The sequence below is a fragment of the Agrobacterium sp. NPDC058088 genome (assembly GCF_042885035.1).
Taxonomy (GTDB): domain Bacteria; phylum Pseudomonadota; class Alphaproteobacteria; order Rhizobiales; family Rhizobiaceae; genus Agrobacterium.
Map to the genome: position 1 here is coordinate 746288 of NZ_JBHVSU010000001.1, position 13384 is coordinate 759671.

Below are 13384 nucleotides of genomic sequence, written 5' to 3' on the forward strand. Positions count from 1 at the left end.
TCGTGACTGGAACTTTGGCGCCGGAGGCCGTGCCTCTCCTGTCGGTTCGCAAGCTGACAAAGCTGTTCGGCAATTTCGCCGCCTGTAACGGCATCGATCTCGATATTGCGCCGGGCGAAATCCATGCGCTTCTGGGTGAAAACGGCGCGGGAAAATCCACGCTCGTCAAGATGCTGTTCGGCGTGCTTTCGCCCACTGAGGGCGATATCATCTGGCAGGGTCAGCCGGTTTCCGTGGGCTCGCCGAGCGAGGCCCGCAGGCTCGGAATCGGCATGGTGTTCCAGCATTTTTCGCTGTTCGAGGCACTGACGGTTGCTGAAAACATCGCCCTGTCGCTCGATCCGAAAATTTCTCTGAAGGAAATTGCCAGGGAAGCGGAAACGCTGTCGCGGGCCTATGGCCTGCCGCTCGACCCCAATGCGCATGTGGCCGACCTGTCGGTCGGCGAGCGCCAGCGGATCGAGATCGTCCGCGCCCTGTTGCAGAACCCACGCCTGATCATTCTCGACGAACCGACCTCGGTGCTGACGCCGCAGGAAGCCGACAAGCTGTTCGAGACGCTGGCAAAACTGAAGGCCGAAGGCCGCTCTGTGCTTTACATCAGCCACAGGCTGGAAGAGGTGCAGCGCATCTGCGACCGTGCCACTGTCCTGCGTCACGGCAAGGTGACGGGCGCCTGCGATCCGCGTAAGGAAACGCCGGCCTCGCTGGCGCGCATGATGGTCGGCAGTGACGTTGCCAGCGTTTCGCGTGCGACGGGCGAGGCGCTCGGCGCGCCGCAGATCGAAGTCATGGGATTGTCCGTTGCGCCGCGCACGCCTTTTGCCGTGGCCTTGAAATCGATTTCAATGAATGTGCGCGCCGGTGAAGTGCTGGCGATTGCCGGTGTGGCCGGCAACGGGCAGGGCGAGCTGTTTGATGCGCTCTCGGGCGAATATCCCGTCTATAATAATGACGCTATCCATCTGCGGGGCAAGCCGGTGGGCCGGATTGGCATCAATGGCCGCCGGCTGATGGGTGCGGGTTTTGTGCCGGAGGAGCGCCACGGTCACGCCGCCGTTCCCGGCATGAGCCTTTCCGATAATCTGTTGCTTGCGCGGGCGCGCTCAGACCGCAAGGCCTTTCTGACCGGCGGTTTTCTGCGCATCGTCAGAGGTTCGGCCATCAAGGCCGCGGCGCGGCGCATTTCGGAAACCATGGATGTGCGCAAAAGCGGGGCCGATCCGCTGGCAGGTTCGCTTTCGGGCGGCAATCTGCAGAAATTCATCGTCGGGCGCGAGCTTGACCGTCAGCCGTCCGTGCTTGTCGTCAACCAGCCGACCTGGGGTGTGGATGCGGGTGCCGCAAGTCGCATTCGCCAGGCGCTTGTCGATCTTGCCAAGGCGGGATCGGCCGTCATCGTCATCAGCCAGGATCTCGATGAAATCTTCGAGGTCGCCACCAATATCGCAGTGATTTCCGACGGCAAGCTTTCAGAGGCTCATCCGGTGGAGGAGATGACGCTTGAAAAGATCGGCCTGTTGATGGGCGGCATTCACTCGCACTCGGGAGCCGCCCAGCATGCGCATTGAGCTTGAAAAACGCGCAGGGGTTTCCCGGCTTTTCACCCTGCTTTCGCCACTGCTGGCGCTGGTGCTGACGCTGCTCGTCGGCGCCATCATGTTCGCCCTGCTCGGCAAAAATCCGGCCCATGCGCTTTATGCTTTTTTCGTCGAGCCGTTGCTGGAAGTGTGGTCGCTGCATGAGCTGGCGATCAAGGCCGCGCCGCTGATCCTAATCGGCGTCGGCCTGTCGATCTGTTATCGCTCCAATAACTGGAATATCGGCGCGGAAGGGCAGTTCACCATCGGTGCGATTACCGGCTCCATTCTGCCGGTGCTTTATCCCGACTGGCATTCGCCGCTCATCCTGCCTTTGATGATGATGATGGGTGCTGTCGGCGGTGCGCTTTATGCGGGTATTCCGGCGCTGTTGAAAACCAAGTTCAACACCAACGAAATCCTCGTCAGCCTGATGCTGGTCTATGTCGCGCAGCTTTTCCTCGACTGGCTGACGCGCGGCATCTGGCGCGATCCGGGCGGTTATAATTTCCCGCAGACCAAGCCCTTCAACGAGAGCGCCGTGCTGCCGGAAATGCTGGCGTCCGGCCGGGCGCATTGGGGCTTTGTGTTCGCCATCGTTGCAGCTATCGCGCTGTGGTTCATGATGCGTTACATGTTGAAAGGCTTCGAGGTCACGGTTCTCGGCCAGTCGGCGCGGGCAGGGCGCTTTGCCGGTTTCTCATCGAGCCGCATGGTCTGGTTTTCGATGCTGCTTTCCGGCGCGCTGGCCGGTCTTGCGGGCATTTCGGAAGCATCCGGCTCCATCGGCCACCTCCAGCCCAGCATTTCGCCGGGCTACGGCTTTACCGCCATCATCGTCGCCTTTCTCGGCCGCCTCAATCCGCTCGGCATCATCGTCTCGGGGCTGGTGCTGGCGCTGACTTATCTCGGCGGTGAGGCGGCGCAGCTTTCCATCGGCGTTTCAGACAAGGTGACGCGGGTGTTTCAGGGGCTGATGCTGTTCTTCGTATTGTCCTGCGATACGCTGATTTTTTATCGCATCAAGGTGGTCTTCAACGGTATGACGCATCGCAGAGAAGGAGCGGCGTGATGGATATGCTTCAGGCCATTCTCCTCACCGTCATCACGGCCGCCACGCCGCTGGTCATCGCCGCCTCGGGCGAGTTGGTGGTGGAGCGTTCGGGCGTGCTCAACCTCGGCGTCGAAGGCATGATGATCATGGGCGCCGTCTGCGCTTTCGCGACCGCGCATATGACGGGTTCGCCCTATCTCGGCATTCTCGCCGGCATCGCCTCGGGTGCAGTGTTTTCGCTGCTGTTTGGTTTCCTGACGCTGACGCTGGTGACGAACCAGGTGGCGACGGGTCTTGCGCTTACCATTCTCGGCCTCGGTGTTTCGGGCATGCTGGGCGAAAGTTTCGTCGGTCTGCCCGGCATCAAGCTGCAACCGATCGTGTTTCCTGTCCTGTCGGAAATACCCTTCATCGGGCCGCTCCTGTTCCGGCAGGATCTGATCTTCTACATGTCGATTGCGCTCGTCGCAGGCATAGGCTGGTTCCTGTTCAAGAGCCGCACGGGCCTGAAAATCCGTGCTATCGGCGACAGCCATGCTTCGGCCCATGCGCTCGGCATCAACGTTATCCGTACCCGCTATCTGACCGTTATGTTCGGCGGCGCGTGCGCCGGCCTTGCCGGTGCGCAGCTATCGCTGGTCTATACGCCGCAATGGGTGGAAAACATGTCGGCCGGGCGCGGCTGGATTGCGCTGGCCCTCGTCGTCTTTGCCTCCTGGCGTCCTTGGCGTCTGCTGGCGGGCGGTTATCTGTTCGGCGCTGTCACCATCGGCCAGTTGCACGCGCAGGCCTTCGGCATCGGCGTGCCGTCACAGCTGCTTTCGGCGCTGCCCTATATCGCCACTATTGTCGTGCTGGTTCTCATCTCGCATAATCGCCGCACGACCTTGATCAATACACCGGCATCGCTGGGCAAATCCTTCGTGCCGGACAGGTAAAAACTATCCAGTCTCCAAACCAACAGGGGTAAAAATGAAAAAACTGGTCATCGCACTTGCCGCTTCCATTGCGGCGCTTGGAGGCGTTGTTTCCTCCGCTGAAGCCGCCGACGCCAAGAAGGTCTGCTTCATTTATGTCGGCAGCCGCACCGATGGCGGCTGGACGCAGGCGCATGAAATCGGCCGCGAAGAGCTGCAGAAGCACTTCGGCGACAAGATCGAAACGCCGTTCCTCGAAAGCGTTCCCGAAGGCCCGGATGCCGAACGCGCCATCGAGCGCATGGCCCGTTCCGGCTGCGAGCTCGTCTTCACGACTTCCTTCGGCTTCATGGATGCGACCGTAAAGGTTGCCCAGAAATTCCCCAAGGTGAAGTTCGAACACGCCACTGGCTTCAAGACCGCTGAAAACGTTGCGACCTACAATTCGCGTTTCTATGAAGGCCGTTACATTCAGGGCCAGATTGCCGCGAAAATGTCCAAGAAGGGCGTTGCCGGTTACATCGCGTCCTTCCCGATCCCGGAAGTGGTGATGGGCATCGACGCCTTCGTTCTCGGCGCGCAGTCCGTCAATCCTGAGTTCAAGGTCAAGGTCGTCTGGGCCAACACCTGGTTCGACCCCGGCAAGGAAGCCGATGCCGCCAAGGCGCTGATCGACCAGGGCGTCGATATCCTCACGCAGCACACCGACACGACGGCACCGATGCAAGTTGCAGCCGAGCGCGGCATCAAGGCTTTCGGCCAGGCCTCCGACATGATCAAGGCTGGTCCGCAGACGCAGCTGACGGCGATCAAGGATACCTGGGGCGCTTATTACATCAAGCGCACGCAGGCGCTTCTGGACGGAACCTGGAAGTCCGAATCCGTCTGGGATGGCCTGAAGGACGGCATCCTGACCATGGCTCCCTACACCAACATGCCTGACGACGTGAAGAAGATGGCCGAGGACACCGAGGCCAAGATCAAGTCGGGCGAGTTGCACCCCTTCACCGGCCCGGTGAAGAAGCAGGATGGTTCTGAGTGGCTGAAGGCCGGCGAAAAGGCCGAAGACAAGGTTCTGCTCGGCCTTAACTTCTACGTTGCCGGCGTGGACGACAAGCTGCCGCAATAATGCGGATTATCTATCGTTACTGAAGCAAGGCCGCACGTGTTTCATGTGCGGCCTTGCTTATTTTCATGCGTTTTACTGTGCGGATGCAGTTTACCTTTGCTTTTCATGCGACTTGATGTTTTTCACTAGGATCTGAGTTGAAAGACACACGTCTGGCGCGATTTTTTAAGATTGCCCACCGAACGGAAGGACACGACATTTGCAGCGCGGAATGCTCGATGCGGCGATCGGTTTTCGAAAGCTGCGGACAAATCATGCACAGGTCGTCCACACGCTCGGTCTCGATATCGTCTCCGGCACTTTCAGGACGGGTGACATCCTGCCCGGCGATGCCGAATTGATGGAGCGGCTGAAAGTTTCCCGCACGGTGCTGCGCGAAGCGATGAAGACGCTGACCGCCAAGGGTATGATTTCGCCCAAAGCGCGTATCGGCACCCGCGTGACGGAGCGCGAAAGCTGGAACATGTTCGATAGCGAAGTGCTGCTATGGCACTTCGAGGCCGGAGTGAGCGACGAATTTCTGCTGCATCTCTATGATATCCGTCAGGCTTTCGAACCCTATGGCGCAGGTCTTGCCGCCATCAGGGCAATGGACACCGATATCGCCAAGCTTGCCGCTTACGCCAACGAAATGGGCAATACGGCCTATTCCAAGGAGAAGCGCGCGCTGGCGGATATGAATTTCCATGTGCTCATTACCGAAATGTCCGGCAATCCTTTCATGCGCACCGTCGGTTCGCTGATCAAGGCGGCGCTGGTGGGCATTTTCCGCATGAGCAACCCGGATACCGATCCCCATGAAATTTCCGATGTTTCTGCCTCGCATCTAAGGCTCGTCGAGGCGTTTCGCCTGCGAGACGAGGCGGGTGCCCGCCGTGAAATGGAACGGCTGATCGAAAACGGCCGCCAGCAGATATTGCAATTCACTGCCCGTAATCCTCGCAAATAGATCACTGCCTTCCGCCGCTGATCACGTTTGATGAAAATCGCTGCGGAAATTTTGGTTGGGATTTGCATGGTTTCTTAAGCGGGCCGCCGTTATAGCAATGCCGGAATACATTACCCATGCGCCTTTCCGCCTCGCCGGACGGCGTGAAGTCAAACATATGCCCTTGTCCCATCCGCCTTAGGCGTGTGACAGGTGTTGGAGGTCTTATGGAGCGCAGCTCTCTAGCCGTTATTCTCGCAGCGGGCGACAGCACGCGCATGAAATCGTCGAAATCCAAGGTGCTGCATACGGTCGCCGGTCGTCCGATGATTGCGCATGTGGTTGGTGCGGTGGCTGGATCAGGTGTCAGCACGGTGGCGCTCGTCGTCGGGCGCGATGCCGACAATGTTGCTGCGGCTGCAAGCCTGCCGGGCCTTGAGGTCGAAGCGTTTCTGCAGACGGAGCGCAGGGGCACCGGACACGCGGTTCTCGCTGCCCGCGCCGCCATCGAACGTGGCTTCGACGATGTCATCGTCGCATATGGCGATGTGCCGCTGATTACCTCGGCGACGCTCGACCGGGCCCGCGAGGCCATTGCTTCCGGCGCTGATGTCGCCGTGATCGGTTTCCATACGGAACGGCCTACGGGTTATGGCCGATTGCTGGTCAAGGATGGCGAACTGGTCGCTATCCGCGAGGAGAAGGACGCGACCGATGCGGAGCGTAAGGTAACCTGGTGCAATAGCGGATTGATGGCCATCAACGGCCGCAATGCGCTTGATCTGCTCGACCGCATCGGCAACAGTAACGTGAAGGGCGAATATTATCTGACCGACGTGGTTGAGATCGCCCGTTCCCTCGGTCGCCGCGCCGTCGCCATCGATGCGCCTGAAGCGGAACTGGTCGGCTGCAACAACCGCGCCGAACTGGCCTTTATCGAGAAACTCTGGCAGGAGCGCCGGCGTCATGAATTGATGGTCGATGGCGTATCGATGATCGCGCCTGAGACGGTGTTCCTCTCTTTCGATACGACGATCGGGCAGGATGCGCTGATCGAGCCCAATGTCGTTTTCGGCCCCGGCGTGACGATCGAACCGGGTGTTGTCATCCATGCCTTCTCGCATCTGGAAGGCGCGCATGTCGCTGAAGGCGCCACGGTCGGGCCCTATGCGCGGCTGCGCCCGGGCGCAAATCTGCATGCGAATTCCAAGGTGGGCAATTTCTGCGAGGTCAAGAAGGCCGAGATCGGCGAGGGCGCCAAGGTCAATCATCTGACCTATATCGGCGATGCGTTCATCGGCGCGGGCAGCAATATCGGTGCCGGCACCATCACCTGCAATTATGACGGCTACAACAAGGCGGAAACGCGCATTGGCGCCAACAGCTTCATTGGCTCGAACTCGTCGCTGGTTGCACCTGTCACCATTGGCGAAGGTGCCTATATCGCCTCCGGCAGCGTCATTACCGATGACGTGCCTGAAGATGCGCTGGCTTTCGGGCGCGCACGGCAGGAGGTGAAACCCGGTCGCGCGACGGTGGTGCGCGAGCGGGCAAAAGCGCTGAAGGAAGCGAATAAAAAGAAGTCCTGACGGACGTTACCAAACGATACCGAAAGTGACCGGCGCCATAATTGCGGATTGTTCGGGAACCGTTAGTAGTTTCGGCGAAGAGATCGCCGTCTGGAGAAATATATGTGCGGAATTGTCGGAATTGTCGGAACCCAGCCCGTTGCTGAACGACTTGTCGATGCGCTGAAGCGTCTCGAATATCGCGGTTACGATTCGGCTGGTGTCGCCACTATCGACAATGGTGCGATGGATCGCCGCCGGGCGGAAGGCAAGCTGTTCAATCTCGAGAAGCTGGTTTCGGAAAAGCCGCTGCCGGGTGTGGTCGGCATCGCCCATACGCGCTGGGCCACGCATGGTGTTCCCAACGAAACCAATGCCCATCCGCATTTCGTTGATGGCGTTGCCGTCGTCCATAACGGCATCATCGAAAACTTCGCGGAGCTGCGTGAAGAGCTGACCGCCGAGGGCGCGACCTTCACCACCCAGACGGACACCGAAGTGGTGGCGCAGCTTCTGGCGAAATATACCCGCGAGGGTCTCGGCCATCGCGAAGCGATGCTGAAGATGCTGAACCGCGTGACGGGCGCTTATGCGCTGGTGGTGATGTTCAAGGACGAACCCGGCACGCTTCTCTCGGCGCGCTCCGGCCCGCCGCTTGCCGTCGGTTACGGGCGGGGCGAAATGTTCCTCGGTTCGGATGCCATCGCGCTGTCGCCCTTTACCAACGAGATCACCTATCTGGTGGATGGCGACTGCGCCATCGTGACCCGGCAGGGTGCCGAGATCATCGATTTCTCCGGCAAGCCGGTGAAGCGCGAGCGTCAGATCTCGCAGGCGACGGCCTATGTGGTGGACAAGGGCAACCATCGCCACTTCATGGAAAAGGAAATCTATGAGCAGCCGGAAGTCATTTCCCATGCGCTCAGCCATTACGTGGATTTCGCCAGCAAGACCGTGAAGCAGGCCGACACGGCAATCGACTTCTCCAAGCTTTCCGGCCTTGCCATTTCCGCCTGCGGCACGGCTTATCTGTCCGGCCTGATCGGCAAATACTGGTTCGAGCGTTATGCCCGTCTGCCGGTGGAAATCGATGTCGCGTCCGAATTCCGCTACCGCGAAATCCCGCTCCTTCCCACCCAGGCCGCGTTGTTCATTTCGCAATCGGGCGAAACCGCCGATACGCTGGCGGCTCTGCGTTATTGCCAGCAGGAAGGGCTGAAGATCGGCGCGGTGGTCAATACGCGTGAATCGACCATGGCCCGCGAATCCGATGCAATTTTCCCGATCCTTGCCGGTCCGGAAATCGGCGTGGCCTCCACCAAGGCCTTCACCTGTCAGCTTGCCGTGCTCGCTTCGCTTGCCGTTGCCGCTGGAAAAGCGCGTGGCACGATCACGCCTCAGCAGGAAACTGAACTGGTTCGCCATCTCACCGAGATGCCGCGCATCATGAGCAAGGTCCTCAACAGCATACAGCCGCAGATCGAAGCGCTGTCGCGCGATCTCTCCCGGTTCAAGGACGTGCTTTATCTCGGTCGCGGCACCAGCTTCCCGCTGGCGCTGGAAGGTGCACTGAAACTCAAGGAAATCTCCTATATCCACGCCGAAGGTTATGCCGCCGGCGAGTTGAAACATGGCCCGATCGCGCTGATCGACGAGAACATGCCCGTTATCGTCATTGCGCCGCATGACCGCTTCTTCGAAAAGACCGTTTCGAACATGCAGGAAGTCGCCGCGCGCGGCGGCCGTATCATCTTCATCACCGACGAGAAGGGCGCCGCGGCGTCCAAGCTCGACACTATGGCGACGATCACGCTGCCCAATGTCGATGAGCTCATTGCGCCGATGGTCTTCTCGCTGCCGATACAGCTGCTCGCCTATCACACCGCCGTCTTCATGGGCACTGATGTGGACCAGCCGCGCAATCTGGCGAAGTCGGTAACGGTGGAATGATCATCCGGCCGGAGCGGCAGGAAGATGAAGAGGCGATTGGAAGGCTGACGGAAGCGGCGTTCCGGGACATGTCGTTTAGCGACCAGACGGAACATCTTATCGTTGACCGGCTGCGCAAAGCGGGTGCGCTGGTCGTTTCGCTGGTGGCGGAAGATGGCGGGCAGATCATCGGCCATGTCGCCTTTTCGCCGACAACACTATCCGAGACAGAAGGGCGCTGGTTTGCGCTTGGCCCGATTTCGGTCTCCCCGGACAGGCAGCGTCAGGGCATCGGATCGCGTCTTGTTCGGGAGGGGATTGCGACGCTGGATCGCCTTGAAGCGGCCGGCTGCGTTCTGGCGGGTAGCCCGCACTATTACGGCCGGTTCGGATTCGAGCGTTTCGACGGCCTCACCAGCAAAGGCATTCCTGACAAATATTTGTTGGCCTTGCGCTTGCATGGCGGAACTCCATCCGGCATTGTCGGTTTTCATCCGGCTTTCGATGGCGACAACGCTTAACGCGAACGGTAAATGACCGAGATTCCTCCCAAAATTTCCTTCGCAGCCCGCCTGCGCAACAGTTTCCTCACGGGCGTTCTGATCCTCGCGCCCGTCACCATCACCATGTGGCTGGTGTGGAGCTTCCTGCAATGGGCGGATAGCTGGGTGAAACCCTATATTCCCGCCCGTTACGATCCCGAGCAATATTTCGATGTGGCGATCCCCGGCTTCGGACTGCTGATCGCCGTCATCGGCATCACGCTTATCGGCTTTCTCGGCAACAACCTGATCGGCAAATGGATCGTCGGCGTCGGCGAATCCGTGCTCAACCGCATGCCGCTGGTGCGGCCGATTTACAAGAGCATCAAGCAGCTGTTCGAATCCGTCCTGAAGGAGCATTCGAACTCCTTCAAAAAGGTCGGGCTTATCGAATTTCCATCGTCAGGCACCTGGGCGATGGTGTTCGTATCCTCCGAAGTCAAGGGTGAGCTTGCCCACCGTTTCAACGAAATGGGTCAGCAGATGGTCGCCGTGTTCCTGCCGCCCACACCGGTGCCGACAGCGGGCTTCCTGCTGTTCGTACCGAAAGACAAGATCGTGATGCTGGACATGACACCGGAAGATGCGGCGAAACTGCTGATATCGGGTGGTCTTGTTGCACCGGATTTCACACCGCCAAAGATGATCGCGCCGGTTTGAACGCATTCGCAAGGCGCTAGATTCCGTCCTCCATTCTCACCGAGGAAGGTAAAGCCATACAGTTGACGAACCAATGTGGTTCACCAATAATCACAGTGAACCAACAAGGGTTGCGATTATGACTGCATTTACTGTGCGTCTGCCTGATGAGGTTGCTGACAAACTCGACCAATTGGCGGAAAAACTTGACCGGTCGCGATCCTACATGGCGGCACGGGCGATTGAGGACTTTATCGCCCGCGAGGAGTGGCAGCTTGCCGAGATCGAGGCGGGTGTGGCGGAAGCCGATCGCGGAGAGTTCGGGACAGCTGAGGATCTCGCAAACATTGTCGGGAAATATGTAAAATCCGCCCGGCCGTCATGAGTGACCGGCGAATTCGTTGGACCTTACGGGCGCTGCGACGGCTCGATGAAATTGGTGCGCATATCGAAAAGGATAATCCAGCGGCTGCTGCCCGGGTAATTTCCCGCATTGTTTCAGCGGTTGATATGTTGGTGGAACAGCCAGCCATGGGGCGGGTCGGACGCATCAGAGGAACACGGGAAGCCGTGCTTCCCGACATTTCCTACATCATTGCCTATCGTGTGGACGAGGATATCGAAATTTTGACGATCATCCACACATCGCAGCGGTGGCCTTCGGCGCTTTAGCCCAACAGTCTCCGGACTTCATGGTCAATCCTCGTCGTCCAGATCATCGACCTCGGTTCCGGTGGTCGTGGCGTGGAACACGGGAACGAAAAGCCGCATATAGACAAGGCGCACGCTCCAGCCCTGTTCCAGTGCCTCCGCCCAAGCCTTTTTGCGGCCGGGCTTCTTGAACGCCTTGCCAATCGCCTTTTTCGCGCTCTTTGCAAATGTCTCGGGTTGCAGGATGTTCTGCGGCGAGCACAGCGCGTATCCCTTGCGGAAGGCGGGTGGCGGGCGGCGCGGGTCGATCATGTTCATGGCGGTTCACTTTCAGCCGGCGTGCAGGAAACGAATCGCTTCGTCGCGGCGGTGCAGATAGAGCAGGGTGCGCAGGCTCTCTCCGCGCGGGCCGGTCAGTTCCGGGTCGCGCTCGATGACGTAGGCTGCGTCCTTGCGGGCGATTTCGAGAAGATCGGCATGGGCCTCAAGGCTGGCGATGCGGAAGCCCGGCGTGCCGGACTGGCGGGTGCCGAGCAGCTCGCCTTCGCCGCGTAGCTTCAAATCTTCCTCGGCGATCAGAAAGCCGTCCTCGCTGTCGCGCAGGATGGAGAGCCGGGCACGGCCGTTTTCGCTGAGCGGGCCCTTATAGAGCAGGATACAGGTGGAGGCCTCGTTGCCACGGCCAACGCGGCCGCGCAGCTGGTGAAGCTGGGCAAGGCCGAAACGTTCGGCATGTTCGATGACCATGATCGTCGCGTCAGGCACGTCGACGCCCACTTCCACCACTGTCGTTGCCACCAGAAGCCGGGTTTCGCCGTTCTTGAAGGCCAACATGGCGGCGTCTTTTTCCGGGCCACTCATACGTCCGTGAATGAGACCGATATTGGCGCCAAGCATTTGCGACAGAACCGCGTGGCGCTCTTCTGCCGACATCAGGTCGGACTCCTCCGTCTCCTCCACCAGCGGGCAAATCCAGTAGGCCTTCTTGCCGTCCTTCAGTGCTGCGCGCAGCCGCTCGACAATATCGCCGATGCGTTCGGTGGGGATCGTCACGGTCTGGATTGGTTTGCGGCCAGCCGGTTTTTCGGTGAGCTTGGAGACATCCATATCCCCGAAGGCAGCCAGTACCAGCGTGCGTGGAATGGGCGTGGCGGTCATGACCAGCATATGCGGCGTGATGCCCTTGGCGGTGAGGCGCAGGCGCTGATGCACGCCGAAGCGATGCTGTTCGTCCACCACGGCCAGCACAAGGTTCTTGTAGCTCACGCTGTCCTGAAACAGCGCGTGGGTGCCGATGACGATCTGCGCTTCGCCCGAGGCGACGCGCTCCTCGATCTCGCGGCGCTCCTTGCCCTTGGTGCGGCCGGTCAGCACTTCCACTGTGAGGCCCACGGCCTGTGCGAGTTTGGAGATGGTGGCATAATGCTGACGGGCGAGGATTTCGGTCGGCGCCATCAGCACCGCCTGTCCTCCGGCCTCCACCGCCGTCGCCATGGCCATCAGCGCCACCAGCGTCTTGCCGGCGCCGACATCGCCCTGCAACAGCCGCAACATGCGGTCTTCGCCGGCCATGTCGGTCAGGATATCCTTCACCGCCGCGCTCTGGCTTGCCGTCAGCGAGAAGGGCAGTTGCGACAGGATCTTTGCGGCGATATCGCCTTTGGCGCGGATCGGCTGGCCTGCCACCTTGCGCAGCCGCTGGCGCACCAGCGCCAGTGAGAGCTGCCCGGCCAGGAATTCGTCGTACGCAAGCCGTCTGCGTGCCGGGGCCTGAGGATCGATATCGGCGCTGTCGCGCGGATCGTGCAATTCGCGGAAGCTGGACGCCACGTCACCGAAGCCCTGCCGGGTCTTGAGTGTCTCGTCTATCCATTCCGGGAAGACCGGCAGCTTCGAGAGCCCGCCTTCGATCGCCTTGCGCAACACCTTGGCGGAAAGGCCGGCGGTCATGGGATAAACCGCTTCCACAAGCGGCAGATTTTCCGCCTCGGAAAGCTTCACCATGAAATCCGGATGCACCATGGAGGCGCGGCCGTTGAACCAGTCCACTTTGCCGCTGACCAGAACCTCTTCATCGACAGGCAGCGCCTTGGACAGCCAGTCGCCCTTGGCGCGGAAGAAGGTCAGCGCCAGTTCGCCGGTCTCATCGTGCAAGAACACGCGATAGGGCGCGTTGCGGTTTCCCGGCGGTGGCGGCTGATGACGGTCGACACGTCCCTGGATGGTGACAATGGCGCCGGGCGCGGCCAGCGCGATGCCGGGACGGTTGCGGCGGTCGATGACGTTGGAGGGCGCGTGGAAGAGGAGATCGATGACGCGGGTATCGTCGGCACTTTCCCGGCTCAAGAGCTTGGCCAGGAGATCGGCGAGCTTCGGCCCCACGCCGGCAAGCGTGGAGACGGAGGCAAACAGCGGATCGAGAATGGCCGGGCGCATGGCCAGCAAAA

Annotated in this window: 13 protein-coding genes; 11 read left to right on the plus strand and 2 right to left on the minus strand. The window is 60.2% G+C overall.

The window, feature by feature from the left end; translation table 11 throughout:
• Positions 1-14 precede the first annotated feature (14 nt).
• The 11 genes from ACFVTJ_RS03695 (at position 15) to ACFVTJ_RS03745 (ending at position 10958) form a co-directional block, all read left to right on the plus strand.
• Positions 15-1571 (plus strand): ABC transporter ATP-binding protein, encoded by a 1557-nt coding sequence (locus ACFVTJ_RS03695; RefSeq protein ID WP_386905267.1) that lies wholly within the window; start codon positions 15-17, stop codon positions 1569-1571.
• Positions 1561-2652, plus strand: coding sequence for an ABC transporter permease (locus tag ACFVTJ_RS03700; protein WP_386904715.1), 1092 nt, complete (start codon positions 1561-1563; stop codon positions 2650-2652). The genes ACFVTJ_RS03695 and ACFVTJ_RS03700 overlap by 11 nt, the downstream gene beginning before the upstream one ends.
• Complete coding sequence (locus ACFVTJ_RS03705; RefSeq protein ID WP_386904717.1) at positions 2652-3572, plus strand: ABC transporter permease; 921 nt, start codon at positions 2652-2654, stop codon at positions 3570-3572. Before ACFVTJ_RS03700 ends, ACFVTJ_RS03705 begins: the two co-directional genes overlap by 1 nt.
• 34 nt (positions 3573-3606) lie before the next feature.
• Positions 3607-4680 carry a BMP family ABC transporter substrate-binding protein gene (locus tag ACFVTJ_RS03710; RefSeq protein ID WP_386904719.1) on the plus strand — a complete coding sequence of 358 codons (1074 nt, stop codon included), beginning with the start codon at positions 3607-3609 and terminating at the stop codon, positions 4678-4680.
• Between the two features lie 211 nt (positions 4681-4891).
• Complete coding sequence (locus ACFVTJ_RS03715) at positions 4892-5629, plus strand: FadR/GntR family transcriptional regulator (protein ID WP_386905269.1); 738 nt, start codon at positions 4892-4894, stop codon at positions 5627-5629.
• A gap of 206 nt (positions 5630-5835) precedes the next feature.
• Entirely contained in the window at positions 5836-7197 is a 1362-nt protein-coding gene (glmU, locus tag ACFVTJ_RS03720; protein WP_386904721.1) for a bifunctional UDP-N-acetylglucosamine diphosphorylase/glucosamine-1-phosphate N-acetyltransferase GlmU, read from the plus strand.
• 102 nt (positions 7198-7299) lie between these two features.
• Positions 7300-9126, plus strand: coding sequence for a glutamine--fructose-6-phosphate transaminase (isomerizing) (gene glmS, locus ACFVTJ_RS03725; protein ID WP_386904723.1), 1827 nt, complete (start codon positions 7300-7302; stop codon positions 9124-9126).
• A complete protein-coding gene (locus ACFVTJ_RS03730) occupies positions 9123-9626 on the plus strand; it encodes a GNAT family N-acetyltransferase (RefSeq protein ID WP_386904724.1) in 504 nt (167 codons plus the stop codon). Before glmS ends, ACFVTJ_RS03730 begins: the two co-directional genes overlap by 4 nt.
• 12 nt (positions 9627-9638) lie before the next feature.
• On the plus strand, positions 9639-10307 hold the full coding sequence (locus ACFVTJ_RS03735; RefSeq protein ID WP_386904726.1) for a DUF502 domain-containing protein: 669 nt from the start codon (positions 9639-9641) through the stop codon (positions 10305-10307).
• A gap of 118 nt (positions 10308-10425) precedes the next feature.
• On the plus strand, positions 10426-10671 hold the full coding sequence (locus ACFVTJ_RS03740) for a CopG family ribbon-helix-helix protein (protein WP_065655213.1): 246 nt from the start codon (positions 10426-10428) through the stop codon (positions 10669-10671).
• On the plus strand, positions 10668-10958 hold the full coding sequence (locus ACFVTJ_RS03745) for a type II toxin-antitoxin system mRNA interferase toxin, RelE/StbE family (RefSeq protein ID WP_065655168.1): 291 nt from the start codon (positions 10668-10670) through the stop codon (positions 10956-10958). Before ACFVTJ_RS03740 ends, ACFVTJ_RS03745 begins: the two co-directional genes overlap by 4 nt.
• Positions 10959-10982: 24 nt before the next feature.
• Here ACFVTJ_RS03745 and ACFVTJ_RS03750 read toward each other — a convergent pair whose 3' ends face one another.
• Both ACFVTJ_RS03750 and recG read right to left on the minus strand, forming a co-directional pair.
• Positions 10983-11255 carry a hypothetical protein gene (locus tag ACFVTJ_RS03750; RefSeq protein WP_149740855.1) on the minus strand — a complete coding sequence of 91 codons (273 nt, stop codon included), beginning with the start codon at positions 11253-11255 and terminating at the stop codon, positions 10983-10985.
• Positions 11256-11267: 12 nt separating this feature from the next.
• The gene (gene recG, locus ACFVTJ_RS03755) at positions 11268-13373 is read right to left on the minus strand and encodes an ATP-dependent DNA helicase RecG (RefSeq protein WP_386905270.1); all 2106 of its coding nucleotides are present in this window, start codon (positions 13371-13373) and stop codon (positions 11268-11270) included.
• Positions 13374-13384: the final 11 nt, after the last annotated feature.

What these genes read in the sequence shown, in the direction of transcription:
- ACFVTJ_RS03700 (WP_386904715.1), top strand. Translation starts at nt 1,561, where the DNA reads ATGCGCATTGAGCTTGAAAAACGCGCAGGGGTTTCCCGGCTTTTCACC.
- ACFVTJ_RS03705 (WP_386904717.1), top strand. Translation starts at nt 2,652, where the DNA reads ATGGATATGCTTCAGGCCATTCTCCTCACCGTCATCACGGCCGCCACG.
- ACFVTJ_RS03710 (WP_386904719.1), top strand. Translation starts at nt 3,607, where the DNA reads ATGAAAAAACTGGTCATCGCACTTGCCGCTTCCATTGCGGCGCTTGGA.
- ACFVTJ_RS03715 (WP_386905269.1), top strand. Translation starts at nt 4,892, where the DNA reads ATGCTCGATGCGGCGATCGGTTTTCGAAAGCTGCGGACAAATCATGCA.
- glmU (WP_386904721.1), top strand. Translation starts at nt 5,836, where the DNA reads ATGGAGCGCAGCTCTCTAGCCGTTATTCTCGCAGCGGGCGACAGCACG.
- glmS (WP_386904723.1), top strand. Translation starts at nt 7,300, where the DNA reads ATGTGCGGAATTGTCGGAATTGTCGGAACCCAGCCCGTTGCTGAACGA.
- ACFVTJ_RS03730 (WP_386904724.1), top strand. Translation starts at nt 9,123, where the DNA reads ATGATCATCCGGCCGGAGCGGCAGGAAGATGAAGAGGCGATTGGAAGG.
- ACFVTJ_RS03735 (WP_386904726.1), top strand. Translation starts at nt 9,639, where the DNA reads ATGACCGAGATTCCTCCCAAAATTTCCTTCGCAGCCCGCCTGCGCAAC.
- ACFVTJ_RS03740 (WP_065655213.1), top strand. Translation starts at nt 10,426, where the DNA reads ATGACTGCATTTACTGTGCGTCTGCCTGATGAGGTTGCTGACAAACTC.
- ACFVTJ_RS03745 (WP_065655168.1), top strand. Translation starts at nt 10,668, where the DNA reads ATGAGTGACCGGCGAATTCGTTGGACCTTACGGGCGCTGCGACGGCTC.
- ACFVTJ_RS03750 (WP_149740855.1), bottom strand. Translation starts at nt 11,255, where the DNA reads ATGAACATGATCGACCCGCGCCGCCCGCCACCCGCCTTCCGCAAGGGA.
- recG (WP_386905270.1), bottom strand. Translation starts at nt 13,373, where the DNA reads ATGCGCCCGGCCATTCTCGATCCGCTGTTTGCCTCCGTCTCCACGCTT.